This window comes from Pseudaquabacterium rugosum (genome assembly GCF_038066575.1).
GTDB classification, from domain to species: Bacteria; Pseudomonadota; Gammaproteobacteria; order Burkholderiales; family Burkholderiaceae_C; genus Pseudaquabacterium; species Pseudaquabacterium rugosum.
Genome location: NZ_JBBUTF010000028.1, coordinates 1 through 26,766, shown reverse-complemented (window position 1 = coordinate 26,766; position 26,766 = coordinate 1). Strand labels below are relative to the sequence as shown.

The 26,766-nt window shown below is 71.3% G+C and carries 25 protein-coding genes; 13 read left to right on the top strand and 12 right to left on the bottom strand.

Translation table 11 applies throughout. The annotated features are described in order from the left end of the window. Positions 1–31: 31 nt before the first annotated feature. Both AACH11_RS22190 and AACH11_RS22185 read left to right on the top strand, forming a co-directional pair. Entirely contained in the window at positions 32–1,615 is a 1,584-nt protein-coding gene (locus tag AACH11_RS22190) for an AmpG family muropeptide MFS transporter (protein WP_341376465.1), read from the top strand. A gap of 76 nt (positions 1,616–1,691) precedes the next feature. Next, the gene (locus AACH11_RS22185) at positions 1,692–2,612 is read left to right on the top strand and encodes a M48 family metallopeptidase (RefSeq protein WP_341376464.1); all 921 of its coding nucleotides are present in this window, start codon (positions 1,692–1,694) and stop codon (positions 2,610–2,612) included. Between the two features lie 36 nt (positions 2,613–2,648). On the opposite strand, the gene AACH11_RS22180 is transcribed toward AACH11_RS22185, so the two are convergent. From AACH11_RS22180 to eat, 6 genes are all read right to left on the bottom strand, one after another. Continuing rightward, a complete protein-coding gene (locus AACH11_RS22180) occupies positions 2,649–3,311 on the bottom strand; it encodes a Crp/Fnr family transcriptional regulator (RefSeq protein ID WP_341376463.1) in 663 nt (220 codons plus the stop codon). 155 nt (positions 3,312–3,466) lie between these two features. Further along, positions 3,467–4,243, bottom strand: coding sequence for a helix-turn-helix transcriptional regulator (locus AACH11_RS22175; protein WP_341376462.1), 777 nt, complete (start codon positions 4,241–4,243; stop codon positions 3,467–3,469). Positions 4,244–4,400: 157 nt separating this feature from the next. Continuing rightward, positions 4,401–5,042 carry an MBL fold metallo-hydrolase gene (locus AACH11_RS22170; protein WP_341376461.1) on the bottom strand — a complete coding sequence of 214 codons (642 nt, stop codon included), beginning with the start codon at positions 5,040–5,042 and terminating at the stop codon, positions 4,401–4,403. Between the two features lie 136 nt (positions 5,043–5,178). Next, positions 5,179–6,072 carry an ethanolamine ammonia-lyase subunit EutC gene (locus AACH11_RS22165; protein ID WP_341376460.1) on the bottom strand — a complete coding sequence of 298 codons (894 nt, stop codon included), beginning with the start codon at positions 6,070–6,072 and terminating at the stop codon, positions 5,179–5,181. A gap of 31 nt (positions 6,073–6,103) precedes the next feature. After that, the gene (locus AACH11_RS22160; protein WP_341376459.1) at positions 6,104–7,513 is read right to left on the bottom strand and encodes an ethanolamine ammonia-lyase subunit EutB; all 1,410 of its coding nucleotides are present in this window, start codon (positions 7,511–7,513) and stop codon (positions 6,104–6,106) included. Between the two features lie 55 nt (positions 7,514–7,568). Then, complete coding sequence (eat, locus tag AACH11_RS22155) at positions 7,569–8,954, bottom strand: ethanolamine permease (protein ID WP_341376458.1); 1,386 nt, start codon at positions 8,952–8,954, stop codon at positions 7,569–7,571. Positions 8,955–9,221: 267 nt separating this feature from the next. Here eat and AACH11_RS22150 point away from each other — a divergent pair, with 267 nt between their 5' ends. Continuing rightward, positions 9,222–10,160, top strand: a complete 939-nt coding sequence (locus AACH11_RS22150; protein WP_341376457.1) for a helix-turn-helix domain-containing protein — start codon at positions 9,222–9,224, stop codon at positions 10,158–10,160. 9 nt (positions 10,161–10,169) lie between these two features. On the opposite strand, the gene AACH11_RS22145 is transcribed toward AACH11_RS22150, so the two are convergent. Further along, positions 10,170–10,973, bottom strand: coding sequence for an exodeoxyribonuclease III (locus tag AACH11_RS22145; protein WP_341376456.1), 804 nt, complete (start codon positions 10,971–10,973; stop codon positions 10,170–10,172). Positions 10,974–10,985: 12 nt separating this feature from the next. Between AACH11_RS22145 and pyrE the strand changes: the two genes are divergently transcribed. Then, on the top strand, positions 10,986–11,696 hold the full coding sequence (pyrE, locus tag AACH11_RS22140) for an orotate phosphoribosyltransferase (protein WP_341376455.1): 711 nt from the start codon (positions 10,986–10,988) through the stop codon (positions 11,694–11,696). 7 nt (positions 11,697–11,703) lie between these two features. Next, the gene (locus AACH11_RS22135; protein ID WP_341376454.1) at positions 11,704–12,498 is read left to right on the top strand and encodes a DUF4124 domain-containing protein; all 795 of its coding nucleotides are present in this window, start codon (positions 11,704–11,706) and stop codon (positions 12,496–12,498) included. 48 nt (positions 12,499–12,546) lie between these two features. On the opposite strand, the gene gatB is transcribed toward AACH11_RS22135, so the two are convergent. Genes gatB through gatC form a run of 3 tightly spaced genes read right to left on the bottom strand, consistent with a single transcriptional unit; the run spans position 12,547 to position 15,828 of the window. After that, positions 12,547–14,007, bottom strand: a complete 1,461-nt coding sequence (gene gatB, locus AACH11_RS22130; protein WP_341376453.1) for an Asp-tRNA(Asn)/Glu-tRNA(Gln) amidotransferase subunit GatB — start codon at positions 14,005–14,007, stop codon at positions 12,547–12,549. A 34-nt stretch (positions 14,008–14,041) separates the two neighbouring features. Further along, positions 14,042–15,532, bottom strand: a complete 1,491-nt coding sequence (gene gatA / locus AACH11_RS22125) for an Asp-tRNA(Asn)/Glu-tRNA(Gln) amidotransferase subunit GatA (RefSeq protein ID WP_341376452.1) — start codon at positions 15,530–15,532, stop codon at positions 14,042–14,044. After that, positions 15,529–15,828, bottom strand: coding sequence for an Asp-tRNA(Asn)/Glu-tRNA(Gln) amidotransferase subunit GatC (gatC, locus tag AACH11_RS22120; protein ID WP_341376451.1), 300 nt, complete (start codon positions 15,826–15,828; stop codon positions 15,529–15,531). The genes gatA and gatC overlap by 4 nt, the downstream gene beginning before the upstream one ends. A gap of 461 nt (positions 15,829–16,289) precedes the next feature. Between gatC and AACH11_RS22115 the strand changes: the two genes are divergently transcribed. From AACH11_RS22115 to rodA, 5 genes are all read left to right on the top strand, one after another. Continuing rightward, complete coding sequence (locus AACH11_RS22115; protein ID WP_341376450.1) at positions 16,290–17,333, top strand: rod shape-determining protein; 1,044 nt, start codon at positions 16,290–16,292, stop codon at positions 17,331–17,333. A gap of 117 nt (positions 17,334–17,450) precedes the next feature. Beyond that, positions 17,451–18,458, top strand: coding sequence for a rod shape-determining protein MreC (gene mreC, locus AACH11_RS22110; RefSeq protein WP_341376449.1), 1,008 nt, complete (start codon positions 17,451–17,453; stop codon positions 18,456–18,458). Next, positions 18,458–18,979 (top strand): rod shape-determining protein MreD, encoded by a 522-nt coding sequence (gene mreD, locus AACH11_RS22105; RefSeq protein ID WP_341376448.1) that lies wholly within the window; start codon positions 18,458–18,460, stop codon positions 18,977–18,979. The genes mreC and mreD overlap by 1 nt, the downstream gene beginning before the upstream one ends. Before the next feature lie 19 nt (positions 18,980–18,998). Continuing rightward, entirely contained in the window at positions 18,999–20,975 is a 1,977-nt protein-coding gene (gene mrdA / locus AACH11_RS22100; protein WP_341376447.1) for a penicillin-binding protein 2, read from the top strand. A 37-nt stretch (positions 20,976–21,012) separates the two neighbouring features. Beyond that, on the top strand, positions 21,013–22,167 hold the full coding sequence (rodA, locus tag AACH11_RS22095; protein WP_341376445.1) for a rod shape-determining protein RodA: 1,155 nt from the start codon (positions 21,013–21,015) through the stop codon (positions 22,165–22,167). Positions 22,168–22,198: 31 nt separating this feature from the next. On the opposite strand, the gene AACH11_RS22090 is transcribed toward rodA, so the two are convergent. Next, positions 22,199–23,758, bottom strand: coding sequence for a sensor histidine kinase (locus AACH11_RS22090; RefSeq protein WP_341376444.1), 1,560 nt, complete (start codon positions 23,756–23,758; stop codon positions 22,199–22,201). 84 nt (positions 23,759–23,842) lie between these two features. After that, entirely contained in the window at positions 23,843–24,514 is a 672-nt protein-coding gene (locus AACH11_RS22085; RefSeq protein ID WP_341376443.1) for a response regulator, read from the bottom strand. Between the two features lie 253 nt (positions 24,515–24,767). Here AACH11_RS22085 and recA point away from each other — a divergent pair, with 253 nt between their 5' ends. From recA to AACH11_RS22070, 3 genes are all read left to right on the top strand, one after another. After that, positions 24,768–25,820: a recombinase RecA gene (recA, locus tag AACH11_RS22080; RefSeq protein ID WP_341376442.1), complete on the top strand. Its 1,053-nt coding sequence runs from the start codon at positions 24,768–24,770 to the stop codon at positions 25,818–25,820. Then, on the top strand, positions 25,817–26,419 hold the full coding sequence (locus AACH11_RS22075; protein WP_341376441.1) for a regulatory protein RecX: 603 nt from the start codon (positions 25,817–25,819) through the stop codon (positions 26,417–26,419). The genes recA and AACH11_RS22075 overlap by 4 nt, the downstream gene beginning before the upstream one ends. A 227-nt stretch (positions 26,420–26,646) precedes the next feature. Further along, on the top strand, positions 26,647–26,766 hold a 120-nt coding region (locus AACH11_RS22070; protein ID WP_341375717.1), incomplete at its 3' end, for an ATP-grasp domain-containing protein.

Below are 26,766 nucleotides of genomic sequence, written 5' to 3'. Positions count from 1 at the left end.
ATGGCCGCGGACGGCTCCCTAGAATCCCCGGATGTCGCTGCCTTCCGCGCTGTCCGCCCGTCTGGGCCGCTTCCATCGGCTGCTGGCCGTGGTGATCACCGGCTTCGCCTCCGGTCTGCCGCTGGCGCTGACCGGCCAGGCCCTGCAGGCCTGGCTGACCCAGGACGGCCTGGACGTGGCCACCATCGGTTTCCTCAGCCTGGTCGGCCTGCCCTACACCTTCAAGTTCCTGTGGGCGCCGCTGATGGACCGCTTCGAGCCCTGGCCGGCGCTGGGCCGGCGCCGGGGCTGGCTGGTGCTGACGCAACTGGCCCTGGGCGGCGCCCTGCTGCTGCTGGCACGCACGCCACCGGCCGACGCACTGGCGCTGTTCGCGCTGCTGGCGGTGGCGGTGGCCTTCCTGTCGGCCTCGCAGGACGTGGTGATCGACGCCTGGCGCACCGATCTGCTGCCGGCCAGCGAGCGCGGCATCGGCGCCTCGGTCAACGTGCTGGGCTACCGGCTGGCGATGATCCTGTCGGGTGGCGTGGCGCTGATCTGGACCGATCCGGTGCAGGGCAGCGGCATGAGCTGGCCGGAGGTCTACCGGCTGATGGCCGGGCTGATGGCCGGGGCGGCCGTCTGCTCGCTGCTGCTGCTGCCGCGCATCCCGCTGCTGACCGACGCACCGCGCGCCGAGGCCCGCCATGACCTGGCCGGCTTCGCCGCGGTGATGGCGGCCGTCGTCGCCGGCTACCTGTTCACCCAGCAGGTCGCGCAGCCGCTGGCCGCCGCGCTGCTGGCCCCGCTGTGGGAGGGCGGCACCGTGACCCCGGCCCTGCGCACCCGCTGGGCCGATCTGCTGGCGCTGCTGGCCGGTCTGGCGCTGACCCTGCCGCTGGCCGGCTGGGCCGCACGGCGCGCCCGCTTCGAGACCCTGCTGGGCGGCCTGCGCGGCTACTTCTCGCAGCCGCAGGCCGGACTGGTGCTGGCCTTCATCGTCGCCTACAAGCTGGGCGATGCCTTCGCCGGCACGCTGCTGACGCCCTTCCTGCTCAAGGGCGTGGGCTATGCGTCGGCCGAGGTCGGCGTGGTCAACAAGGTGCTGGGCCTGTGGCTGAGCATCGGCGGCGCGCTGCTGGGCGGCGTGCTGATGATGCGCCTGGGCCTGTGGCGTGCGCTGCTGCTGTTCGGGCTGCTGCAGGCGGCCTCCAACCTCGGCTTCTGGTGGCTGGCGGTGCACGGCCGCGGCCAGCTGCCCGGCCTGGTGCTGCCGGCCTTCGACTGGGGCTTCGTCGCGCTGGCCCAGGCCACGCCGGTCGACGGGGGCCTGCTGGCCGTGATCGCGCTGGAGAACCTGACCGGCGGCATGGGCACCGCCGCCTTCCTCGCCCTGCTGATGAGCCTGACCCAGCAGCGCTTCAGCGCGACGCAGTTCGCGATGCTGAGCGCCTTCGCCTCGGTCGGCCGGGTCTGGGTCGGTCCGCTGGCCGGGGTGCTGGCGGAATCTCTCGGCTGGCCGACCTTCTTCATCGTCTCGCTGCTGATGGCCGTGCCCGGGCTGCTGCTGCTGCTGCCGATGCGCGCCACCTTGCAACGGATCGCGCCGTCGGCTGACACGGCCCGTGACGACTGAGCGGACACGGCAGTCCACAATCCGGCGACACGCGGCCGCTGCGGCCGCCTTCCGAACCGCCCCCGCTCCGCCCGAGATGTCCACCTCCTTCCGCGCCGACGCCGACATCCCCCAGCCCGATCTGGCCCGCCACCGCGACGGTTGCGGCTGCACGCTGCACGCGCGGCGCCGCCTGGGCGGCAGCCTGCTGGGCAGCGGGCTGCTGGCCGCCGGCTGGAGCGACGCCGCACACGCCCAGTCCGACCCGGAGTGCAAGCGCTCGGTGTTCGCCAAGGCGGTGCCGGCCGATGAGCTGGAGGCCCAGGCCGGCCAGCAGTACCGCCAGATGCTGCAGCAGGCCCAGCAGCAGAAGGCGCTGCCGCCGATGGAGCATCCGCAGGTCCAGCGCCTGCGCTACATCGCCGACCGGCTGATCCCCTTCACCACCTCGTGCAACGGCCGCGCCAAGGACTGGAAGTGGGAGGTCAACCTGATCGGCTCCAAGGAGCTGAACGCCTTCTGCATGCCCGGCGGCAAGATCGCCTTCTACTGGGGCATCCTGCAGCAGCTCAAGCTCGATGACGACGAGGTCGCGGTGATCATGGGCCACGAGGTCGCCCACGCGCTGCTCGAACATGCGCGCGAACGCATCGGCAAGACCCAGACCACGCGTGGCGCGATCGAGATCGGCGCCGCGCTGTTCGGCCTCGGCGACCTGGGCCGCATGGCCGCCAACCTGGGCGGCCAGCTGCTGACGCTGCGCTTCTCGCGCGACGACGAATCGGAAGCCGACGCGCTGGGCCTGCTGATCTCCTCGCGCGCCGGCTACCGGCCCGCGGCCGGCGTCAGCCTGTGGCAGAAGATGGCCGCGGCCAGCAAGGGCGCGCCGCCGAAGTGGCTGTCGACCCACCCGCCGGGCCAGGAGCGCATCCAGGCGCTGGAGGCGCTGCAGCCGCGTTGCGAGCCGCTGTTCGCACGGGCCGACAAGCCCCAGAAGCGCTTCGCGGTCGCGGCCTGAACGCGCCCGCACCGCGGCCAGGCCGCGGCCGCCGGCTCACCAGCGCTGGGGCAGGGGCCGCAGCACCTCGTAGTGCTGGTCGACGACGCGGACGTACTCGCCGCGCTCCAGGTCCTTCATCAGCCGGCTGACCATCTCGCGGGAGCAGCCCAGCCGGTTGGACATCTCCTGGTGGGTCAGCCGCTCGGCCAGCACCTGGCGGCCATCGCCCTGCCGCTGCGCGAGCTGCGACAGCAGCAGACGCAGCCGGCCGTAGACATCGTGCAGCGCGAGCTGGCGGGCGCTCAGCGTGGCCGCCCGTGCGCGCGCGATCACCTTGGCCAGCAGCTCGAAGGCGAACTCCGGCCGCTCGGCGATGAAACGCTCGATCGTGCGCTTGCTGACCACCGAGCACACCGCCGCCTCCAGCGTGACGACGCTGGCCGAGCGCGGGCCACCGTCCAGGCTGATCTCGCCCAGATACTCACCCGGTCCGTAGACACCGTAGGTGATCTCGCGCGCGTTCTCGCCGCCGCTGTAGGCGCGCAGGCGTCCGCTGAGGATGATGAACAGCGTCTCGCCGATGTCGCCCTCGCGGATCAGCAGATGGCCCTTGCGGTAGCGGCGCTCCTCGCCGCGGGCGCTCAGCTCGGCCAGGGCGGGCGACATCGCGGCCAGCGCGGCCTCGGGCGCGACCGGACTCACGCCGGCACGCGGCATGTCGTCTCCGGACGTCGGAACAGCAGCCGCAGCGCAGCCATCGGGATCGGAAGGAAGATCTGCACTCATGCGCGATCGGCGCCGGCACCGAGCCGGACGACGATCGTCCATGCTAACCGTTGAGGCGTGTCACCTGACCTGACGGACGCCGTGACTCAGGACAGCAACTGGCCGCCGTGGGCACGGGCCAGCTCCGGCAGCAGCGTCGTGAAGCCGGCCGTCGGCAGCGGCAAGGCCGGCACCAGGGGCGGCAACAGGGCCACCTGCTGCACCAGCGCGCGGATGCTGGACGCGCCGGTCTTGCTGCGGATGCAGCCGATCTGGGTGCGCACCGTGGCCAGACCCACCCCCTGGCGTTCGGCGATCTGCAGCGGCGTCAGTTCCTCGCACAGGCCGCGCAGCACCTGCGATTCGGCCGGGGTCAGCGCATGGGCCCGCGCGTAGGCATCGACGGTCAGCGTCTCGCAGACGCGGCGGCGGCTGAGCAGCAGCACCACGCCGTGCTGCAGCTCGTGGCCGAGCGGCGCCAGCGGCAGCACGGCCACCGCAGCCATGCCCCCCGGGGCCTGGCGCGCGCCGAGCCGCACCATGCGGCGCAGGCCACGCTCACGGGCCCCCTGGACCGCCTCCTGCAGCGACAGCTCGTCGCGGGCGTGCCGCGTCGCCAGCCGGCTCTGGTCGAGCAACAGCGGATGGCCTTCCGCGAGCACCTGCTGCGCCGCCTTGTTGACGGCCGCCACACGTTCGGCGTCCTGCATGAGCAGCACGCCATAGTCGATCAGGTCCAGGACCTGCGCCAGACGCCGCGCCGTGGCGACCCCGCTGCGCCGCTCGGGCCCGACGTACTGCAAGGGACGCAGGCCCGGGCGCACACCGCCGACGGACACGGGACGGCTGTCCGGGACCAGCGCCCCATCGAACAGTTCGAGCATGACGATCCTCCTGTGGCGCCACCCCCACCCGTCCGACCGGACGGCCATCCAGGCGACTCCTGATGGACGCTCAGCTTAGGTGTCGTGCCCCGGGGCTGGATGTGACCCATTCACCGCGCCATGGCGCAGTGCAACAGGATGCAGGAACGGGTGCGGGTCAGCCGCGGCCGCGCAGGTAGGGGTTGTGCCGCCGCTCCTCGCCGAAGCTGCTCTCGGGGCCGTGGCCGGGCACGAACACGGTGTCATCGCCCAGCGGCCACAGGCGGCCGGTGATGCTGGCGATCAGGGTGTCGAAGTCGCCACCGGGAAAGTCGGTGCGGCCGATGCCGCCGGCGAACAGCACGTCGCCGACCCAGGCCCGCCGCGCATCGGCGCTGTGGAAGATGACGTGGCCCGGCGTGTGGCCCGGGCAGTGGTGGACCGTCAGCGTGCAGCGGCCGACCTGCACCGTGTCGCCCTGGTCCAGCCAGCGCGTCGGGGGGAAGGGCTCGGCCGGCGCGAAGCCGAACATGCGTGCCTGCTGGTCCAGGCCGTCGATCCAGAACTGGTCGCCGGGGTGCGGGCCGACGATGGGCAGGCCGTCCTCGCGCGCCAGCGTGCCGGTGCCACCGGCATGGTCGATGTGGGCATGGGTCAGCAGGATCTGCGTCAGGCGGATGCCCAGGCGCTGTGCCTCGGCCCGCAGGCGCGGCAGCTCGCCGCCGGGATCGATGACGGCGCCGTCCATCGTCTCGTCGCACCAGACGAGCGTGCAGTTCTGCTGGAAGGGGGTGACGGGGACGGTGTGGTCGCGCAGCATGCGCGGCATTGTCCCCGAGCCCTGACGGCGACACGGCCACGGCCACGGCCACGGCCACGGCGGGCGGCGGGCCGGGCGGCGCGGAGCGGTTCGCGCGCGCGGTCAGCGTCAGCCCGTCAGCTCATCCGTCGGTCAGTCAGCCGGTCAGCCGCGCCCCGGCGTCGCCGACCACGCCGGCGCCCAACTGCTCGACCGAGGCGCTCTCGTCCTTCAGCGCGACGCCCGACAACTGCCGCAGCCGCGCCTGGCCGAGCAGCCAGGCCAGCCGGTGCGCGGCCGCGGGCGGCGGCAGACCGGCCGGCCGGATGTTGGAGACGCAGTTGCGCGCCGCATCGGTCAGACCGACCGCCGGCATCCAGCTCAGGTAGGCGCCGAGGCTGTCGGGCGAGCTCAGGCCCGGCCGCTCGCCGATCAGCACCAGCACAAGGCGCGCGCCGCAGCGCTGGCCGGCCTCGTCGCCGAGCGCGACGCGGCCCTGGCCGGCCAGCAGCAGCGGCGCCAGGCTGAAGTCGGCCGCCTCCAGCAGCGGCAGCAGCGACTGCAGCAGCGGCACGGTCTGGCGTTGCACGGCCAGCGCGCTCAGGCCGTCGGCCACGCAGATCGCCAGATCGACGCGGCGGCCGTCGGCTGCGGCCGGCGGCGCCTCGCGCCGGTTGAGGGGCGGGTGCGCCGAGGCCAGCAGGCCACAGGCCCCCGGCTCGGCGCCGCCGGCCCAGGCCTGCAGGCGCTGCGCGCTGTCCTCGTCGAGACGCCGGCCCAGATCCGGCCGCTGCAGGTAGACGTGGCGATCGGCCGCCGCGCTGTGCAGCGGCAGCAGGTCGAGGCCGAGACCGTTCACTTCAGCGGTCAGCGTGTCCGCATCCAGCGGCAGATGCACCGCATCGCGGGCCTGCGCATGTGCCGCCTGGAAGGCGAGTTGAGGGGCCGTGGGCTGGCTGACACCGGCGCGGCCGAGCGCGATGCGCGCATCGGTCAGCGCCCGCAGGCCGTGCCACGGGTTGACGGTGACGGGGCGGTCGTCGGGGTTCATCGGCGAGGACTCTCGTGCGCGCGACCGGGGCTCAGCCGACCGCCGTGCCGGGCGGCAGCAGCGGCCGCAGGCCCGGTGCCAGACCGTCGGCCAGGCGGAAGCCGGCATCGGCCTGGCTGAAGATGCGCATGCGCGCCAGCCAGGCCTCGAATTCCGGCGCCGGGCGCAGGCCCAGCAGGCGCCGCGCGTAGAGCGCGTCGTGGAAGGAGGTGGTCTGGTAGTTCAGCATGATGTCGTCGCCACCGGGGATGCCCATGACGAAGGTGCAGCCGGCGGCCGACAGCAGCGTCAGCAGCACGTCCATGTCGTTCTGGTCGGCCTCGGCATGGTTGGTGTAGCAGACGTCGCAGCCCATCGGCAGGCCCAGCAGCTTGCCGCAGAAGTGGTCCTCCAGGCCGGCGCGCACGATCTGCTTGCCGTCGTACAGGTACTCGGGGCCGATGAAGCCGACCACCGTGTTGACCAGCAGCGGCGAGAAACGCCGCGCCACCGCATAGGCCCGGGCCTCGCAGGTCTGCTGGTCGACGCCGTGGTGGCCGCCCGCCGACAGCGCGCTGCCCTGGCCGGTCTCGAAGTACATGACGTTCTGACCGACGGTGCCGCGGCCCAGCGACAGCGCCGCCTCCTGCGCCTGTGCCAGCAGGTCCAGCGAGACGCCGAAGCTGCGGTTGGTGGCCTCGGTGCCGCCGATCGACTGGAACACCAGATCGACCGGCGCCCCGCGCTCGATGGCCTGCAGCGTGTTGGTGACGTGGGTCAGCACGCAGCTCTGGGTCGGGATCTCCAGCCGCGCGATCAGCTCGTCGAGCCGGTGCAGCAGGTCGATCACCTGCGGCACGTTGTCGGTGGCCGGGTTGATGCCGATCACCGCATCGCCGCTGCCGTACATCAGGCCGTCGAGGATGCTGGCGGCGATACCCCGGGCGCTGTCGGTCGGGTGGTTGGGCTGCAGCCGGGTCGACAGCCGGCCGGGCAGGCCGATGGTGCCGCGGAAGGCGGTGGTGACCTCGCACTTGCGGGCCACCAGCATCAGGTCCTGGTGGCGCATGATCTTGCTGACCGCGGCCACCATCTCGGGCGTCAGCCCGGGACGCAGCGCGGCCAGCACCGCCGGCGTCGTCTCGTCACGCAGCAGCCAGTCGCGGAAGTCGCCCACGGTGAGGTGGGCGACCGGCGCGAAGGCCGCGGCGTCATGGCCGTCGATGATCAGCCGCGTCACCTCGTCCTGCTCGTAAGGCACGACGGCCTCGGTGAGGAAGGTCTTCAGCGGCAGCGCGGCCAGCGCCATCTGCGCGGCCACGCGCTGCTGCGCGGACTGCGCGGCGACGCCGGCCAGATGGTCGCCCGAGCGCTCGGGCGTGGCCTTGGCCATCAGGTCGGCCAGGCTGGAGAAGTTCCAGCGCTGGCCGCCGAGGTCGTGGTGGTAGGGGCTGGCGGACATCGACGGACAGGCCTGGGTCAGCGGCGGGACGGCGGATGGCGGATAACGAAGAACTTCAGGCGCGCGCCGGGCGCACGGCCGCACCGGCCTCGCGGCGGCCGCGCGTCAGCAGGAAGTAGACGTAGCCCAGCACCAGGAAGACGATGAACAGGCCGCAGACCAGCGGGTTGAAGTAGACCATCGTGGCCATGCACACCAGCGCGCCGACCAGCGCGATGGCCGGCAGCACCGGGTAGAACGGCGCGCGGTAGGGGCGATCCAGCCCCGGCTCGGTGGCGCGCAGCTTGAACAGCGCCAGCATGCTGACGATGTACATGAGGATGGCGCCGAACACGCTCATGGTCACGATGTTGGCCGTCAGGGTCTGGCCGCCGATCTTGATCAGCTCGTCACTGAAGATGGCGGCGATGCCGACCACGCCGCCGGCCAGGATCGCGCGGTGCGGGGTCTTGAAGCGCGGATGCAGCACGGCCAGGAAGGACGGCAGATAGCCCTCGCGGCCCAGCGCGTAGATCTGGCGCGAGTAGCCCATGATGATGCCGTGGAAGCTGGCCACCAGGCCGAACAGACCCAGCCACACCAGCATGTGCAGCCAGCCGCTGGATTCACCGACGATCATCTTCATCGCCTGCGGCAGCGGGTCGTTGATGTTGGCCAGCTTGGTCCAGTCACCGGCGCCACCGGCGAAGACCATCACGCCGAAGGCCAGCACCACCAGCGTCAGGATGCCGGCGATGTAGGCGCGCGGGATCGAGCGGCGCGGGTCCTTGGCTTCCTCGGCGGCCATGGCCACGCCCTCGATGGCGAGGAAGAACCAGATCGCGAAGGGGATGGCCGCGAAGATGCCGCCGAGGGCCGCCAGGCTGAAATCGTCCGCGCCCGACCAGCCGCCCTTGGCGAAGTTGGCCATCGAGAAGCCCGGCGAGACCACGCCCATGAACACCAGCAGTTCGACGATGGCCACCAGCGTGATCACCAGCTCGAAGGTGGCGGCGATCTGCACGCCGGCGATGTTCAGCGCCATGAAGACGAGATAGGCGCCGACGGCGGCGACCTTCGGATCGAGCGCCGGGAACTGCACGTTGAGGTAGGCGCCGATGGCCAGCGCGATGGCCGGCGGCGCGAACACGAACTCGATCAGCGTGGCCGCGCCGGCCAGGTAGCCGCCGGTCGGCCCGAAGGCGCGCCGGGCATAGGCGAAGGGGCCGCCGGCGTGCGGGATCGAGGTCGTCAGCTCGGTGAAGCTGAAGATGAAGCAGGTGTACATGGTGGCCACGAACAGCGTGGTCACCATGAAGCCCAAGGTACCGGCCGAGGCCCAGCCGAAGCTCCAGCCGAAGTACTCGCCGGAGATCACCAGACCGACGGCGATGCCCCACAGCTGCAGCGTGGACAGCACGGGTTTGAGGGTATGCCCTCCCGAAGACTGCTCAGGGATCATGACGGAACTCCTCCTCGGACCGGGGCCTGTGGCGTGGCCGGCCATCGGTCAGGCCCCTGGGGATGCGCGCCAGGGCAGTGGCGGCGCCCCGGACCGATGGCACGGAATGCTTGTTGCGTGCAGCCACTGTAGGAAGACCGCCCCGACGGGCGTTATCGGAAATCGGCAAACATGGACGCTCCGCAACACGGCACAGCCACTCCCACGCCCCGCTTCGGGGAACCGGGGGCACCACATCAGGGCATCGGTGGTCTCGCGGATGCGGCCGTGCGCTGCCACATCCGCGAGGCCGCCGATGCCGACGAGCACGCCCAGGCCCTCACCGACTGGCAGCAGCGCTACGACCAGCTCAGCGCCGGCCGTTTCCATGGCCGCGTCACCGAGCTGCAACTGCCGCAGATGCAGGTCTTCGTCGAGCACACCAGCCATGCGGTGCGCCAGAGCTGCCGCGTCTGGGACGACGCGTTCTGGTTCGGGCTGGCCGCGCAGCCGACACAGGCCGCGGCCCGCATCAACGGCCGCATCAACTTGGCCCAGGGCGTGATGACGCGTCCGGGTGGCTCACCGTTCGAGCTGGTGACGCCCGATGCGCACACGATCTACGGCGTGGTCGTGCGCCGGCCCTGGCTGCAGGCGGCCGCGGCGGCCCAGGGCTGCGAGGTCGACTGGCAGCGCCTGCAGGCGGCCGAGGTGCTGCCGCTGGCCGAGGGCGTGCGCGCGGCCTGGCTGCAGATCCTGGAGCCGCTGCTGCTGGGCGAGGCCCCGCTGGCCTGGCACCGCGACAGCGCGGGCCAGCTGCAGGAGCTGCTGCTGTGCCCGCTGCTGGGCGTGCTCGACGGCGCCGAGGTCGAGCGCGGCGCGCGCGACAGCCTGGAGCGCCGGCGCCGCGTCGTCACCCAGGCCCAGGCCCTGGTGCTGGCCGATCCCGGCCATCCGCCGGACGTGCCGGCGCTGTGCGCGCAGCTGCACGTCAGCCGCCGCACGCTGCAGTACTGCTTCGAGGACGTGCTGGGCCTGAGCCCGCTGCAGGCGCTGCGCGCCCTGCGCCTGAACGAGGTGCGGCGCGGTCTGCGCGCGGCCGCGGCCACCGGCCAGGGCGTGCACGACGTGGCCGCGCACTGGGGCTTCGGCCACTTCAGCCAGTTCGCGGCCGACTACCGGCGGCTGTTCGGCGAGAGCCCGTCGCGCACGCTGCGCCAGGGCTGAGGCCCGACCTCAGAGGCTGAAGTCGTAGTCGATGGTCAGCGGCGCGTGGTCGCTGAACCACTGGTCCTTGTAGACCGCGGCCGTGCGCGCCAGCGCGGCCAGGCCCGGCGTGGCCAGGTGGTAGTCGATGCGCCAGCCCACGTTCTTGGCCCGCGCCTGGCCGCGGTTGCTCCACCACGTGTAGCAGGCGTCGGTGGTGTCGGGGTGCAGGCGGCGGTAGACGTCGACCAGGCCGGTGTCGCCCGCCGGGTCCAGCAGGCGCGTCATCCAGGCCCGCTCCTCGGGCAGGAAGCCGCTGTTCTTCAGGTTGCCCTTCCAGTTCTTCAGGTCGGCCTCCCGGTGGGCGATGTTGACGTCGCCGACCAGGATGAACTCGCGCGTGTCCTTCAGCGCCCGCAGATGTGGCGCGACGCGGTCGAGGAAGCGGTACTTGGCGGCCTGGCGGTCCTCGCCGCTGGAGCCGCTCGGGAAGTAGGCGCTGATCAGGCTGAGCTTGCGGCCCGGCGTGTCGTAGCGGCACTCGACATAGCGGCCCTCGGCATCGAACTCCGGATCGCCGAGGCCGATCACCACGTCGCTGGGCGTGTGGCGGGTGTAGAGGCCGACGCCCGAGTAGCCCTTCTTCTGCGCGTACTGGAAGTGCCCGGCCATGCCGGCGACGGTGTCGAAGCGGCCTTCGACGTCGGCCGCCTGGGCCTTGATCTCCTGCACGCCCATACAATCCGCGCCCGTTTGCGCGGCCCACTCGGTGAAGCCTTTGGTGGCGGCCGAACGGATGCCGTTGAGATTGAACGAGACGAGTCTGAAAGCCAAGGAGCCCCCACGATGGCGACGAACATGGACACCACCGGAACCCCTGCGCAGGCCACCGGCGACGATGCGACGCTGGCCCGAGACTTCGTGCAGTTCGCGGTCGACGCCGGCGTGCTGCGCTTCGGCGAGTTCAAGACCAAGGCGGGACGGCTGTCGCCGTACTTCTTCAACGCCGGGCTGTTCGACGACGGCGCCAAGCTGGGCAAGCTGGCCGAATTCTATGCACGCCGCCTGATCGCCTCCGGCCTGGAATTCGATCTGCTGTTCGGACCGGCCTACAAGGGCATCACCCTGGCCGCGGCGGTCTCGGTCGAACTGGCCCGCCTGGGCCGCAACGTGCCCTACGCCTACAACCGCAAGGAAGCCAAGGACCACGGCGAGGGCGGCACGCTGGTCGGCGCCCCGGTCCAGGGCCGGGTGCTGATCATCGACGACGTGATCTCGGCCGGCACCTCGGTGCGCGAGTCGATCGCGATGATCACCGCCGCCGGCGCGCAGCCGGTGGGCGTGACGATCGCCCTCGACCGCCAGGAGAAGGCCTCCCAGGATGGGGTGGACCAGCCGTGGTCCGCCGTGCAGTACGTGCAGGCACAATGCGGACTTCAGGTCGTGGCCATCGCCACCCTGGCCGACCTGCTGGCCCTGCTGCAGGACAGCCGGGCCCCCGAGCTGGCCACGCACCGTGAACGGGTGGCGGCCTACCGAGACACGTACGGAGTGTGATGTGACGATGGCGGTCCCGCCGCGAATCCCCGAGGCCACCGCCGCGCTGCGCTGCCGGCGACCGACGTGGTCCGCGGCCCGGATCACCACCACCGTCATCCTGGCCCTGGGCGCTGCGGCCGCACCGGCCCTGGCCGCCACCAACGGCATCTACACCTGCATGGATGCGCAGGGCCGCCGGCTGACGTCCGACCGGCCGATTCCGGCCTGCAATGCGCGCGAACAGCAGCAGCTCAACAGCGACGGCTCGTTGCGCCGCGTGGTGCCGCCGACGCTGACCGCCGAGGAACGCGCCGAGCAAGAGGCCCGTGAACGCCGCGATGCGCTGGCCCGGGCCGCCAAGGCGGACGCGGTGCGGCGCGACCGCAACCTGCTGTCGCGCTACCCGGACGAAGCCGCGCACGACCGTGCCCGGGATGCCGCCCTGGATCCTGTCCGCCAGGCCATGAACCAGGGCGAACAGCGCATGCGCCAGCTGGCGGATGAGCGCAAGCCGCTGCTCGACGAGTCCGAGTTCTACAAGGGCCGCCGCCTGCCGGCGCAGCTGAAGTTCGCCCTCGAGCAGAACGAGGCGGCGAGCGAGGCGCAGAAGATCTCGGCAGCCAGCCAGCGCTCGGAGCTGTCGCGCCTCAACGCGCTCTACGACATCGAGCTGGCCCACCTGCGCAAGCTGTGGGCCGGCACGGAGCCCGGCTCGCTGCCGGCCTACGACCGCCGCGACGGCGACGCCGGCAGCAGCCAGGCGGGCGCCGGGACCAAGCGCGTGCCGACGCCACCGGCCCGCGGCAGCAGCAGCCGCTGAGCGCGACCGGGCGGGGCCCGGCCCCAGCCGGGGCCCTCACCGAGCCGGTCAGCCCAGCTTGCGCTTGAGCAGCTCGTTGACCTGGGCCGGGTTGGCCTTGCCCTTGCTGCCCTTCATCACCTGGCCGACCAGGGCGTTGAAGGCCTTGTCCTTGCCCGCCTTGTATTCCTCGATGTTCTTCGGGTTGGCGGCCAGCACCTCGTCGATGATCGTCTCGAGCGCGCCGGTGTCGTTCATCTGCTTGAGACCCTTGGCCTCGATGACCGCATCGACGTCGGCGGACTCGCCGGCCCACAGCGCCTCGAACACCTGACGTGCGGCGTTGTGGCTGATCGTGCCGTCCTGGATGCGCGTGATCAGCGCGGCCAGCAGCGCGGGGCCCACCGGGGCGTCGGCGATGTCGCGCGCCTCGGCGTTCAGGCGCTTGCTGATCTCGCCCATCAGCCAGTTGGCCACCAGCTTGGGCGCCTTCGACGCCTCGCGCGCCACCTCGTAGTAGCGCGCCAGGGCCAGGCTCTGGGTCATCATCGCCGCGTCGTAGGCGGGCAGGCCGTCGGTCGCCTGGAAGCGCTCGGCCATCGCGCCGGGCAGCTCGGGCATGCTGGCGCGCACCTGCTCGACCCAGTCGGCCGCGATCACCAGCGGCGGCAGGTCCGGATCGGGGAAGTAACGGTAGTCGTGCGCATCCTCCTTGGAGCGCATGGCCCGCGTCTCGCCGCTGTCCGGGTTGAACAGCACCGTGGCCTGCTCGATGGCCAGACCGTCCTCGATCTGGTCGATCTGCCAGTTGATCTCGTAGTCGATCGCCTGCTGCAGGAAGCGGAAGCTGTTGAGGTTCTTGATCTCGCGCCGGGTGCCGAAGGGCGCCCCGGGCCGGCGCACCGAGACGTTGGCATCGCAGCGGAACGAGCCTTCCTGCATGTTGCCGTCACAGATGCCCAGCCAGACCACCAGCGCGTGCAGCGCCCGGGCATAGGCCACCGCCTCGACCGAGCTGCGCATGTCGGGCTCGGAGACGATCTCCAGCAGCGGCGTGCCGGCGCGGTTGAGGTCGATGCCGGTGGCGCCGTGGTAGTCCTCGTGCAGGCTCTTGCCGGCGTCCTCCTCCAGGTGGGCGCGGGTCAGCTGGACGGTCTTCTCGACCGCCTTGTCGCCCTCGCCGACGCGGATCGTCAGCCGGCCGCCCTGCACCACCGGGATCTCGTACTGGCTGATCTGGTAGCCCTTGGGCAGATCCGGATAGAAGTAGTTCTTGCGGGCGAAGATCGACAGCGGCGCGACCTTGGCCCCGACGGCCAGACCGAAGCGGATCGCCCGGTCGACCGCCGCGCGGTTCATCACCGGCAGCGTGCCGGGCAGCGCCAGATCGACCGGGCAGGCCTGGGTGTTGGGCGCGGCACCGAAGGCGGTGCTGGCGCCGGAGAAGATCTTGCTGACGGTCGACAGCTGGGCATGCGTCTCGAGGCCGATGACGACCTCGTAGCCGCGGATGAGGGCGGGTGTGCTCATGCGGGAGTGCGCGCGGGGGTTCGTCGTCGGGGGCTCAGACGCCGGCCGGGGCCTGGGCGTGCCAGTCGGTGGCCTGCTGCAGCGCGTGGGCGGCGTGCAGCAGCGTGCCTTCGGCGAAGTAGTTGCCGATCAGCTGCAGGCCGACGGGCAGGCCGTTGGCGCCGGTACCGGCCGGCACGCTCATGCCCGGCAGACCGGCCAGGCTGGCCGGCAGGGTGAAGATGTCGGCCAGGTAGGCCTGCAGCGGATCGGCGTCCTGCGCGTGCAGCGGCCAGGCCACCGTCGGCGCCACCGGGCCGGCGATCACGTCGCACTGCTGGAAGCAGCGCTGGAAGTCGTCGGCGATCATGCGGCGCAGCTTCTGCGCCTGCAGGTAGTAGGCGTCGTAGTAGCCGTGGCTCAGCACGTAGGTGCCGATCATGATGCGGCGCTTGACCTCGGCGCCGAAGCCCTCGGCCCGGCTCTTCTTGTACATGTCGAGCAGGTCGTCGTACCGCGCGGCGCGGTGGCCGAACTTGACGCCGTCGAAGCGCGACAGGTTGGAGCTGGCCTCGGCCGGCGCGATGATGTAGTAGACCGGGATCGACAGCTCGGTGCGCGGCAGGCTGACGTCGACCAGGGTCGCGCCCAGCTTCTCCAGCTCGGCCAGCGCCCCGCGCACGGCACCGTCCACGTCGGCGGCCAGCACCGCGGGGAAGAACTCCCGGGGCAGGCCGATGCGCAGGCCCTGGAGCGGCTTGGCGGCGGTGGCGCCCTCGCGGGCCGCCAGCATCTGCGCGTGGAAATCCTGCGGCGGGCGCTGGGCGCTGGTGGCGTCGCGCTCGTCGAAGCCGCTCATCGCCGACAGCAGCAGCGCACAGTCCTCGGCGCTGCGCGCCATCGGGCCGGCCTGGTCCAGGCTGGAGGCGAAGGCGATCATGCCGTAGCGCGAGCACACGCCGTAGGTCGGCTTGATGCCGGTGATGCCGGTGAAGCTGGCCGGCTGGCGGATCGAGCCCCCGGTGTCGGTGCCGGTGACGCCGGGCAGCAGGCGCGCGGCGACCGCCACCGCCGAACCACCGGACGAGCCACCCGGCACGCGGCCGGTGTCCCACGGGTTCTTCGCCGGGAAGTACGCCGAGTTCTCGTTGGCCGAGCCCATCGCGAACTCGTCGCAGTTGAGCTTGCCCAGGCTGACGGTGCCGGCCGTCTTCAGCCGCGCGACGACGGTGGCGTCGAAGGGGCTGCGGTAGCCGGCCAGCATCTTCGAGCCGGCCGTCGTCGGCATGTCGGCGGTGACGAAGATGTCCTTGTGCGCGATCGGCACGCCGGTCAGCACGGTGGCCTGACCGGCCGCGCGGGCGGCGTCGGCCGCGGCCGCGGCGGCCAGCGCCGCCTCGCGGTCCAGATGCAGGAAGGCACCGAGCGCGGACTGCGCCTCGGCACGCGCCAGCAGCGCCGTGGTCAGCTCGACGCTGGAGACTTCACGCTCGGCCAGCGCCCGTGCGGCGCCGGCCACACCGAGGGTATGCAGCGGTGCGCTCATTCGATCACCTTCGGCACCAGGAACAGACCATCCTCGACCGAGGGGGCGCTGCGCTGGTTCGCGTCGCGGCGGTCGGTCTCGGTCACCGCGTCGTCGCGCAGGCGCAGCTGCACCTCGTGCACGGCCGACAGCGGGGTGTAGAGCGGCTCGACACCGGTGGTGTCGACGGCACTCATCTGTTCGACGATCGAGAAGAAGCTGTTGAGCTGGGTCAGCATCGGCGCCTCATCGGCGTCGGCAAGCTCGAGACGGGCCAGATGCGCGATCCGGCGGACGTCCTGGGAGGTCAGGGCCATCGTGTCCTCGGCAGTGCCGCCACCTGCGGCGACACCGGATTTGCGGGGGGGATGCGGTATTATCCCCGGTTATCCATCAGCGTCTGGCCCGGCTTGGCCAGGGTCGACAGCGGCAGCGGGAGGCAGCGACGCAGGCAGCTGGACAGGCCCGCCGCAGACGGCGCTTGTGGCGAGCCCGCGACCCGGCAACGGCGCCGAACGCGGCGGGTTCGCCACAGGTTCTGCACGCGCTGGCGGGTGCCACGCACGACCGTCACGCCCGGGTCCACGGGCGCCAGCCCGTACAGGTCCGAAACCTCCTCCGACCGGCAAGCCGCCGGCCCGTCGTCACCGATCAACCTCGCGTCACGCGGCCTGCTGGTCCGCGGCCCCGTACATCCGATGGTCCGGACGCTCCCCGCGTCCCGCCCGGTGTCATCCGCCGACCCGCTCCCCCCGCACCGCCCTGCCTGACCTCGTCCATGTACGGATCCCTGCGCCGCTATTTCTCCACCGACCTGGCCATCGACCTGGGTACCGCCAACACGCTGATCTACGTGCGCGGCAAGGGCATCGTGCTCGACGAGCCCTCGGTCGTCTCGATCCGCCACGAGGGCGGCCCGAACGGCAAGAAGACCATCCAGGCCGTCGGCGCCGAAGCCAAGGCCATGCTGGGCAAGGTGCCCGGCAACATCGAGGCGATCCGCCCGATGAAGGACGGCGTGATCGCCGACTTCACCGTCACCGAGCAGATGCTCAAGCAGTTCATCAAGATGGTGCATCCGCGCTCGGTGCTCAAGCCGAGCCCGCGCATCATCATCTGCGTGCCCTGCGGCTCGACCCAGGTCGAGCGCCGCGCCATCCGTGAATCGGCGCTGGGCGCCGGCGCCTCGGACGTCTACCTGATCGAGGAGCCGATGGCCGCCGCGATCGGCGCCGGCCTGCCGGTCTCGGAGGCCTCGGGCTCGATGGTCGTCGACATCGGCGGCGGCACCACCGAGGTCGGCGTGATCTCGCTGGGCGGCATGGTCTACAAGGGCTCGGTGCGCGTCGGCGGCGACAAGTTCGATGAGGCCATCATCAACTACATCCGCCGCAACTACGGGATGCTGATCGGCGAGCCGACGGCCGAGATGATCAAGAAGAGCATCGGCTCGGCCTTCCCTGGCTCCGAAGTCAAGGAGATCGAGGTCAAGGGCCGCAACCTGTCCGAAGGTGTGCCGCGCTCGTTCACGATCAGCTCCAACGAGATCCTGGAAGCGCTGACCGATCCGCTCAACCAGATCGTCAGCGCGGTCAAGAACGCGCTGGAGCAGACCCCGCCCGAACTCGGCGCCGACATCGCCGAGCGCGGCATGATGCTGACCGGCGGTGGCGCCCTGCTGCGCGACCTCGACCGCCTGCTGGCCGAGGAAACCGGCCTGCCGGTGCTGGTCGCCGAGGACCCGCTGACCTGCGTGGTCCGCGGTTGCGGCATGGCGCTCGAGCGCATGGAGCGCCTGGGCTCGATCTTCACCAGCGAGTGATGCTGCCGCACGGCGGCAGCACGGCTGCCGGCCGGCCCTCGGCCGGTCGTGCGGCCGCTGCCCTGTGCTGCCACTGACGCGGCACGCCGCGTCGTTCTCCTGCCCGAGCCGCCCGCCATGCCGATCGCCACGATCGACCGCACGCCGCCGCCGTTCTTCCGTCAGGGCCCGTCGGCGCTGACGAAGCTGGCGCTGTGCTCGGCGCTGGCCGTCTGCCTGATGGCCGCCGACACCCGCTGGAACATGACCCAACCGGTGCGCGCCGGTCTGGCCACGGCGCTGCTGCCGGTGCAGCAGGCGCTGCTGGTGCCGGTGGAGTTCACCCGCGGTCTGCGCCAGTACCTGCAGGGGCTGAAGCTGGCACTCGATGGCGCCAGCGCCGCCCGCGCGCAGCTGGCGCAGCTGTCCGAGCGCGCCGCACGCACCGAGCAACTGACCCAGGAGAACCAGCAGTTGCGGCGTCTGCTGGAGCTGCGCCCGGCACTGACCGTGCGCGGCACCGCGGCCGAACTGCTGTACGTGGCCGCCGATCCCTACTCCCGCAAGGTGTTCATCGATCGCGGCAGCCACCACGGCATCCGCGCCGGTGCGCCGGTGATCAACGAGGCGGGCGTGCTCGGCCAGGTCACCGAGGTCTATCCGCTGTCGTCGGTGGTCACGCTGCTGACCGACCGCGATGCGGCGATCCCGGTGCTCAACACCCGCACCCAGGTCCGCGGCGCGGCCTTCGGCGGGATCGAGGGCGGCACCGCGCTGGAGCTGCGCTACATGGCCGCCAACGCCGACGTGCAGGCCGGCGACCTGCTGAGCACCAGCGGCCTGGATGGCATCTACCCGCCGGGCCTGCCGGTGGCCCGGGTGCTGCGGGTCGAACGCCGCTCGGACGCCGGCTTCGCCCGCATCGTGCTGCGGCCGACGGCCCCCATCGAGGGCCTGCGCCACGTGATGGTGCTCGAACCCGTGGGCGAGCAGATGCCGCCCAGGCCCGACAGCGCCGCATCCGCCGCCAGCGCACCGGCCTTCCGGCGCGGTGCGGGCGCATCGGCGGCAGCCGCGTCGGCGCCTGCCAGCGCCGTGGCCGCTCGCCCGGCCTCGGCCGCCGCATCCACACTCCGGAGCCGCTGATGATCATGCCGCGCGGCAGCGACCAGCTGCTCCTGCCCGTCAACCCGCTGTTCATCGCGATGACGCTGATCATCGCGGTGCTGCTGGAGATGGTGCCGATGGGCCGCAACGCCGGTGCCCCGGATCTGGTGGCGCTGGTGCTGGCCTGCTGGAACGTGCACCAGCCGCTGCGCATCGGCGTGGGCGTGGGCTTCGTGCTCGGACTGGTGATGGACGTGCAGCAGGGGGCGGTGCTGGGCCAGCACGCGCTGGCCTACACGCTGCTGTCCTACGGTGCGCTGATGATCCACCGCCGCCTGCTGTGGTTCAGCCTGCCCGCACAGGCGCTGCAGATCCTGCCGGTGTTCGCGCTGGCCCACCTGGTGGCCCTGCTGGCGCGGCTGGCCGTCGGCGGCATGTTCCCGGGCTGGTGGTGGCTGGCCGCGCCGGCGGCCGAAGCCCTGCTGTGGCCGGTCGTGGTCTGGCTGCTGCTGGCGCCTCAGCGCCGCGCACCCGACCCGGACGCCAACCGGCCGCTCTGAGCCCACGCGGAGGCCGCGGGTGACCGAGCTCAAGAACACCGAACGCGAGCTGCACCGCTTCCGCGGACGGGTGATCGCGGCCACGCTGTTCGTGCTCGGCTGCTTCGGCCTGCTGGGGTTCCGGCTGGTCCACCTGCAGGTCACCCGCCACGACGACTACATGGCCCAGGCCGAGGCCAACCGCACGGCGGTCGTCCCCATCGTGCCCAACCGGGGGCTGATCGTCGATCGCCATGGCGTGGTGCTGGCCGACAACTACTCGGCCTACACGCTGGAGATCACGCCCTCGCGCATCAACCGTCCGCTCGATGCGCTGATCGACGAGCTGGCCACCATCATCGACGTGCAGCCGCGCGACCGCCGCCGCTTCCGCCGCCTGCTGGAGGACGGCAAGAGCTTCGAATCGCTGCCGCTGCGCAACAAGCTCAGCGACGAGGAGGTCGCCCGCTTCACCGCCCAGCGCTTCCGCTTTCCGGGCGTCGAGGTGCGCGCGCGCCTGTTCCGCACCTACCCGGCCGGCGAGATCGGGGGCCATCTGATCGGCTACATCGGCCGCATCAGCCAGCGCGAGAAGGACGCGATGGAGGACTGGCCCGAAGAGGACCAGGCCAACTACCGCGGCACCGACGTGATCGGCAAGCAGGGCATCGAACAGTTCTACGAGCGTGAGCTGCACGGCATCACCGGCTTCGAGGAGCTGGAGACCTCGGCCGGCGGCCATGCGGTGCGCAAGCTGCGCAGCCATCCGGCCTCGCCGGGCCAGACCCTGGTGCTGTCGCTGGACATCAAGCTGCAGGCCCTGGTCGAACAGCTGTTCGGCGAGCGCCGCGGCGCGCTGGTGGCCATCGATCCGCGCAACGGCGAGGTGCTGGCCATGGTCAGCCGGCCGGGCTTCGACCCCAACCTGTTCGTCGACGGCATCGATGTCGAGAACTGGCGCGCACTCAACGAGAGCCTGGACAAGCCGCTGCTCAACCGCGCGCTGCGCGGCACCTACCCGCCGGGCTCGACCTTCAAGCCCTTCATGGCGATGGCCGCGCTGACCAGCGGCAAGCGCACGGCCGGCACCGTGATCCACGACGGCGGCACCTTCACCTTCGGCGGCAACGCCTTCCGCAGCCACGGCGACCATGGCCTGGGCTCGGTGGACATGTACCGCTCGATCGTGCTGTCGTCCAACGTCTACTACTACTCGCTGGCCAACGAGATGGGCGTGGACCTGATGCACGCCCAGCTCTCGCCCTACGGTTTCGGCGAGCGCACCGGCATCGACCTGCAGGGCGAAGCCCGCGGCGTGCTGCCCTCGACGACCTGGAAGCGCGAGACCTACAAGAAGCCCGCGCAACAGAAGTGGTACGCCGGCGAGACCATCTCGCTGGGCATCGGCCAGGGCTACAACAACTTCACCATGCTGCAGCTGGCCCATGCCACGGCCACCCTGGTGGCCGGTGGCCAGCGCCATGCGCCGCGCCTGGTGCACGAGATCCGCAACGACGTCAGCGGCAGCCGCACCCCGGCAGCGGCCCCGGCGCTCGATCCCTTGCCGCTCAAGCCCGAACACGTGCGGGTGGTGATGAACGCGATGTACGGCGTGACGCAGGCGGGCACCTCGACCTCCGTCTTCGCCGGCGCGCCCTACAAGTCCGGTGGCAAGACCGGCACGGCCCAGGCCGTGACCATCCGCCAGGGCCAGAAGTACGACGCCCGCCGGCTCGCCGACTACCAGCGCGACCACTCGCTCTACATCGCCTTCGCGCCGCTGGAGGCGCCGACGGTGGCGCTGGCGGTGATCGTCGAGAACGCCGGCTTCGGTGCCACCGCCGCCGCGCCGATCGCCCGCCGCGTGTTCGACTACCTGCTGCTGGACCGCTGGCCGAGCGAGGCCGACATCGCCGCCACCCGCGCAGGCCAGAGCGTGGCGCCGATGGGCCCGCCGCGCGCGGCCTCCGACATCCCGCTGCCGATCAGCGACGCACGCATCGTGCCGGTGCCCTGACGCGTCGCGTCCGCGCCGCCCTTCCGACGCTTCCCCCATGCCCGTCGTCCTCGACCGCCCTTCCGTCTGGCAGCGCCTGCGGCCCCTGCTCTCGGCCTTCGACGGTCCGCTGGCGCTCGCCATCCTGGCCCTGGCCACCCTCGGTCTGGTGACGATGTACTCGGTCGGCTACGACCACGGCACCCGCTTCAACGACCACGGCCGCAACATGCTGCTGGGCTTCGGGCTGATGCTCGCCTTGGCCCATGTGCCACTGCAGCGGCTGCAGGCGCTGGCCGTCCCGCTCTACGTGATCGGGGTGACGCTGCTGGTGGCCACCGCGCTGTTCGGCATCACCAAGAAGGGCGCCACGCGCTGGCTGAACGTCGGCGTCGTGATCCAGCCCAGCGAGATCCTGAAGCTGGCGATGCCGCTGATGATGGCCTGGTGGTTCCAGCGCCGCGAGGGCCAGCTCGACGCCCGCGACTTCGCGCTCGGGGGCCTGCTGCTGGCGGTGCCCGTGCTGCTGGTGGCCAAGCAACCGGACCTGGGCACCTCGATCCTGATCGCCTCGGGTGGCCTCTACGTGATGTTCTTCGCCGGGCTGTCGTGGAAGCTGATCCTGCCGGTGATGCTGACCGGGGCCATCGGCATCACGACGCTGGTCCTCATGGGCGACGGCCTGTGCCAGCCCGACGTCGTCTGGAAGGTGCTGCGCGAGTACCAGAAGCAACGCGTGTGCACGCTGCTGGACCCGACCGCCGACCCGCTGGGCAAGGGCTTCCACATCCTGCAGGGACTGATCGCGATCGGCTCGGGCGGGCTGAGCGGCAAGGGCTTCATGAGCGGCACCCAGACCCACCTGGAGTTCATCCCCGAGCGCACCACCGACTTCATCTTCGCCGGCTTCGGCGAGGAATTCGGCCTGCTCGGCGGGCTGACGCTGATGATCTGCTTCTTCTGCCTGATCGCCCGCGGCCTGCAGATCGCCACCCGCGCGCCGACGATGTTCGGCCGCCTGCTGGCCGGGGCGCTGTCGATGAGCTTCTTCACCTACGCCTTCGTCAACATGGGCATGGTCAGCGGCATCCTGCCGGTGGTCGGCGTGCCGCTGCCCTTCATCAGCTACGGCGGCACGGCGATGGTCACGCTCGGTCTGGCGCTCGGCATGCTGATGGCGATCTCGCGCAGCGAGAGCCTGATGCAGCGCTGAGCCCGGCAGGGCCCGGCCTGGGCGAGGCCGCTCAGGCCGCCGTACCGCCGACGGCCGGACCCGCCAGGGCCGGCGCCACCGACGGCGCCGGTACCGGCCCCGACGACCGCGGCTGCAGACGGAAGCGCACCGCGAACAGCGCCCCCGGCGTGATGCCCTGGGCCGCGGCCATCGCGCGCGGCCGCGCGTCGTCGATCGTCAGTTCCGCGCCGTGCTGCTGGACGATCTCCTGCACGATGGCCAGGCCCAGGCCGCTGCCATCGACATTGGTGCCCAGCGCCCGGTAGAACGGCTGCAGCACCAGCGCGCGCTCGGCCGGCGGGATGCCCGGGCCGGTGTCCTCGACCTGCAGCACGGCCACCTGGCCGTAGGGATCGTCGATCACCCGCACCGTCACCGTGCCGCCGGCCGGCGTGTACTGCAGCGCGTTGTCGACCAGGTTGCGCACCAGCTCACGCACCAGCAGCGGCTGGCCGAGCAGCGTGCCGGCGGCCGGCGTGGCCGGGGCACCGCCGTCCGGCCCCTCGTAGCCGAGGTCGATGCGCAGGTCCATCGCCTTGGGCACGAAGTCGCGCACCGTCTCGCGGGCCAGCGCGGCCAGATCCACCGGCTCGGGCTTGCGCGCCATGTCCTTGCTCTCGGCCCGGGCCATGGCCAACAGCTGGTTGACCATGTGCGCCGCGCGCTGGCTGGCGGTGGCGATCTGCTGCAGCGAGCGCTTGAGCTGCTGCGGGTCCTGCTGCCCGGCGTCGATCTCGCGCTGCGCCAGCTCGGCCTGCATGCGCAGGCCGGCCAGCGGCGTCTTCAGCTGGTGCGCGGCATCGGCCAGGAAGTGCTTCTGCGTCGACATCGACTGGTCCAGCCGCGCCAGCAGATCGTTGATCGCCCCCACCAGCGGCGCCACCTCCTCGGGCACGTCGCGCTCGGGCAGTGGCGCCAGGTCATGGCTGGCGCGCCGGCGGATGCGCTGCTGCAGCTCGTTGAGCGGCCGGATGCCGCGCGCCAGCGCGAACCACACCAGCAGCACCGCCAGCGGCAGCACGACGAACTGCGGCACGATCACGCCCTTGATGATCTCGGTGGCCAGCGTCGCGCGCTTGTCCAGCGTCTCGGCCACCTGCACCAGCGGCCCGACCTCGCCCAGGCGGCCGGAGCCCGGCAACCACAGATAGGCCACCCGCACCGGGTCGGTCTGCACCTGGTCGTCGCGGAAGCGCAGCTCGTAGCTGCCGGCCGGCGACTCCTCGGGCACCGGCAGCTCGCGATCGCCAGCGACGAACTCGCCGCGCACGCCCAGCACCTGGAAGAACACGCGGTCGGCGTCGTCCGCACGCAACAGCTCGCTGGCCAGCTCGGGCTGGCGCAGCCGCACCTGGGCCGGATCGGCGGCGGCCGGCGCCGTGATCACCACCTGGCGCGCCACCGCGCGCGCCATCTCGCCCAGATCCCGGTCGTAGGGCCGGTTGGCGATGCCCTGGGCCACCAGCCAGGTGAGCGCGACACTCATCGGCCACAGCAGCAGCAGGGGGGCGAGCATCCAGTCGAGGATCTCGCCGAACAGGGAGCGCTGCTCGCGGGTGTGGGTGTCCATGGTCGGTCCGGCCGCGCAGCATAGCGCCCGACGGCTGACACCAGACCGACAGCCGCCGCCCGACCGGGCGGCACCTGCGCCGGATCAGGACGGAATCTTCTCCAGGCAGTAGCCCAGGCCGCGCACCGTGGCGATGCGGATCGGCCCCTGCTCGATCTTCTTGCGCAGGCGGTGGATGTAGACCTCGATCGCGTTGTTCGAGACCTCCTCGCCCCACTCGCACAGGCGCTCGACCAGCTGGTCCTTGCTGACCAGACGACCGGCGCGCTGCAGCAGCACCTCCAGCAGGCTGAGCTCGCGCGCCGACAGCTCGACCATCTGGTCGCTGATGTAGGCCACGCGGCCGGTGGCATCGAAGGTCAGCGGACCGTGGCGGATCACGCTGGAGGCGGTGCCCAGCCCGCGCCGCGTCAGCGCCCGCACGCGGGCTTCGAGCTCCTGCAGCGAGAAGGGCTTGGCCATGTAGTCGTCGGCCCCCAGATCCAGGCCCTTGACCCGCTGCTCGACCGAATCGGCCGCCGTCAGGATCAGCACCGGCACCGCCGAGCCGCGCGCCCGCAGCTTCTTCAGCACCTCGAAGCCGTGCATCTTGGGCAGGCCGAGATCGAGGATCAGCAGATCGAACTCGTGCGAGGCGAGCGCCGCATCGGCCTCACTGCCCGTGCCGACCTGATCGACCGCATAGCCCGACGCACGCAGCGAGCGCAACAATCCATCGGCCAGAACCTGGTCGTCTTCGGCTATCAGGATGCGCATCTCGGTCTCCGACGGGTGACGGACGTGCCGCGGCGACCGCGGCGCGCCCCGCGCCGGTCCCGGCCGGGCCAGCGCTTCGAACTCTGTGAAAATGATTCTAGGCCTGTGCCGGGGCCCCCCGGCAGCGGGAGTGCCCGGCCACCCCGGATCCCCCCAGGTTCCCCCCGCAGCAGGATCGGCCCCCCCGCCGAATACTGTACGGACATCCAGTTTTATGACGATAATGGGCTCATCCGCCTACAGGAGAGCCCAGATGGACGCACCCGTGAAAGCCCTGAACACCGAAAAGGCCAAGGCCCTGGCCGCCGCACTTGCCCAGATCGAGAAGCAGTTCGGCAAGGGCTCGATCATGCGACTGGGCGACGGCGAAGCCGTCGAACAGCTCGAGGTCGTCTCCACCGGCTCGCTGGGCCTGGACATCGCCCTCGGCGTCGGCGGTCTGCCGCGCGGCCGCGTCATCGAGATCTACGGCCCCGAATCCTCGGGCAAGACCACGCTCACGCTGCAGGTCGTCGCCCAGATGCAGAAGCTCGGGGGCACCGCGGCCTTCATCGACGCCGAGCACGCCCTGGACACCAGCTACGCGCAGAAGCTCGGCGTCAACCTGCAGGAGCTGCTGATCAGCCAGCCCGACACCGGCGAGCAGGCACTCGAGATCGTCGATGCCCTGGTGCGTTCGGGTTCGGTCGATCTGGTCGTGATCGATTCGGTCGCCGCCCTCACGCCCAAGGCCGAGATCGAAGGCGAGATGGGTGACCAACTGCCCGGCCTGCAGGCCCGCCTGATGAGCCAGGCCCTGCGCAAGCTCACCGGCACGATCAAGAAGACCAACTGCATGGTCGTCTTCATCAACCAGATCCGCATGAAGATCGGCGTGATGTTCGGCAACCCCGAGACCACGACCGGCGGCAATGCGTTGAAGTTCTACGCCTCGGTGCGCCTGGACATCCGCCGCACCGGCAGCATCAAGAAGGGCGAGGAGATCGTCGGCAACGAGACCAAGGTCAAGGTCGTCAAGAACAAGGTCGCCCCGCCCTTCAAGACCGCCGAGTTCGACATCCTCTACGGCGAAGGCACCAGCCGGGAAGGCGAGATCATCGATCTGGGCGTCAACGCCAAGATCGTCGACAAGTCCGGCGCCTGGTATGCCTACAACGGCGAGAAGATCGGTCAGGGCAAGGACAACGCCCGCGAGTTCCTGAAAGAGAACCCTGACCTGGCGCTCGAGATCGAGAACCGCGTGCGCGAGGCACTCGGCGTACCGCTGCAGGCCGGCGGCGGCGCAGCGGCGGCAGAACAGGCGTGAACCGACGCCCGGCCACCCTGCAGGGCCGGGCCCTGATGTGGCTGGCACAGCGGGAGCACAGCCCACAGGAACTGCAGCGCAAGCTGCTGCGTGCCGCCCGCGAATCCGCGCGGACGGCGGCACGCGCCACCGCCGAGGCCGCGAAGCCGGTGGACGACGCGTCGGATCCGGCCGCCCTGAGGGATGACGAGACCGATGACGAGACGCTGCAGGCCCGCCTGCGTGCCGACGTCGAGGCGGTGATCACCCGGTTGCAGGCCGCCGGCCACCTGAGCAGCGAGCGCTTCATCGCCAGCCGTCTGCACCAGCGCCAGGCCCGCTGGGGACGTCAGCGGATCAGCCAGGAGCTGGCTCAGCACGGCCTGAGCCTGGACACCGAAGCCGCCGCCGACCTCGCCCGCACCGAGCAGGAGCGGGCCCTGCAGGTCTGGCAACGCAAGTTCGGCCAGCCCGCCCAGGACGCGGCCGGACGTGCACGCCAGATGCGCTTTCTGGCCAGTCGCGGTTTTGCCCTGGACGTGATCCGTCGGGTCGTGCCCGTCGCCTCGCACCGCCCGACCGACGACGACGCAGCCGCAGAGCCGGACGTGACCGACTGAACGGCCGGCGGCCCTCCGTGCGGTTGCCGCACACGCGGGCTGCCCCCGGATACGTGACATCCGCAATCATGCCGCAGCGCAGCATGATAAATTCCGCCGGATTCCTTTCCCCGAGGAGTCGGTGCCGACGACCTGCCGCAGGGTCGTGACACGGCCGACCGCCCGGCTGCCCATGCCTGACACATGAGGTGAGCCCGGGATCCCATACCCCCTCAGCAGCAATCCCCATGAAGATCCACGAGTACCAGGGCAAAGAGATCCTGCGCCAGTTCAACGTGCCCGTGCCGCGCGGCATTCCCGCGTTCACCGTGCAAGAGGCCGTCGAGGCGGCGCAGAAGCTGGGCGGC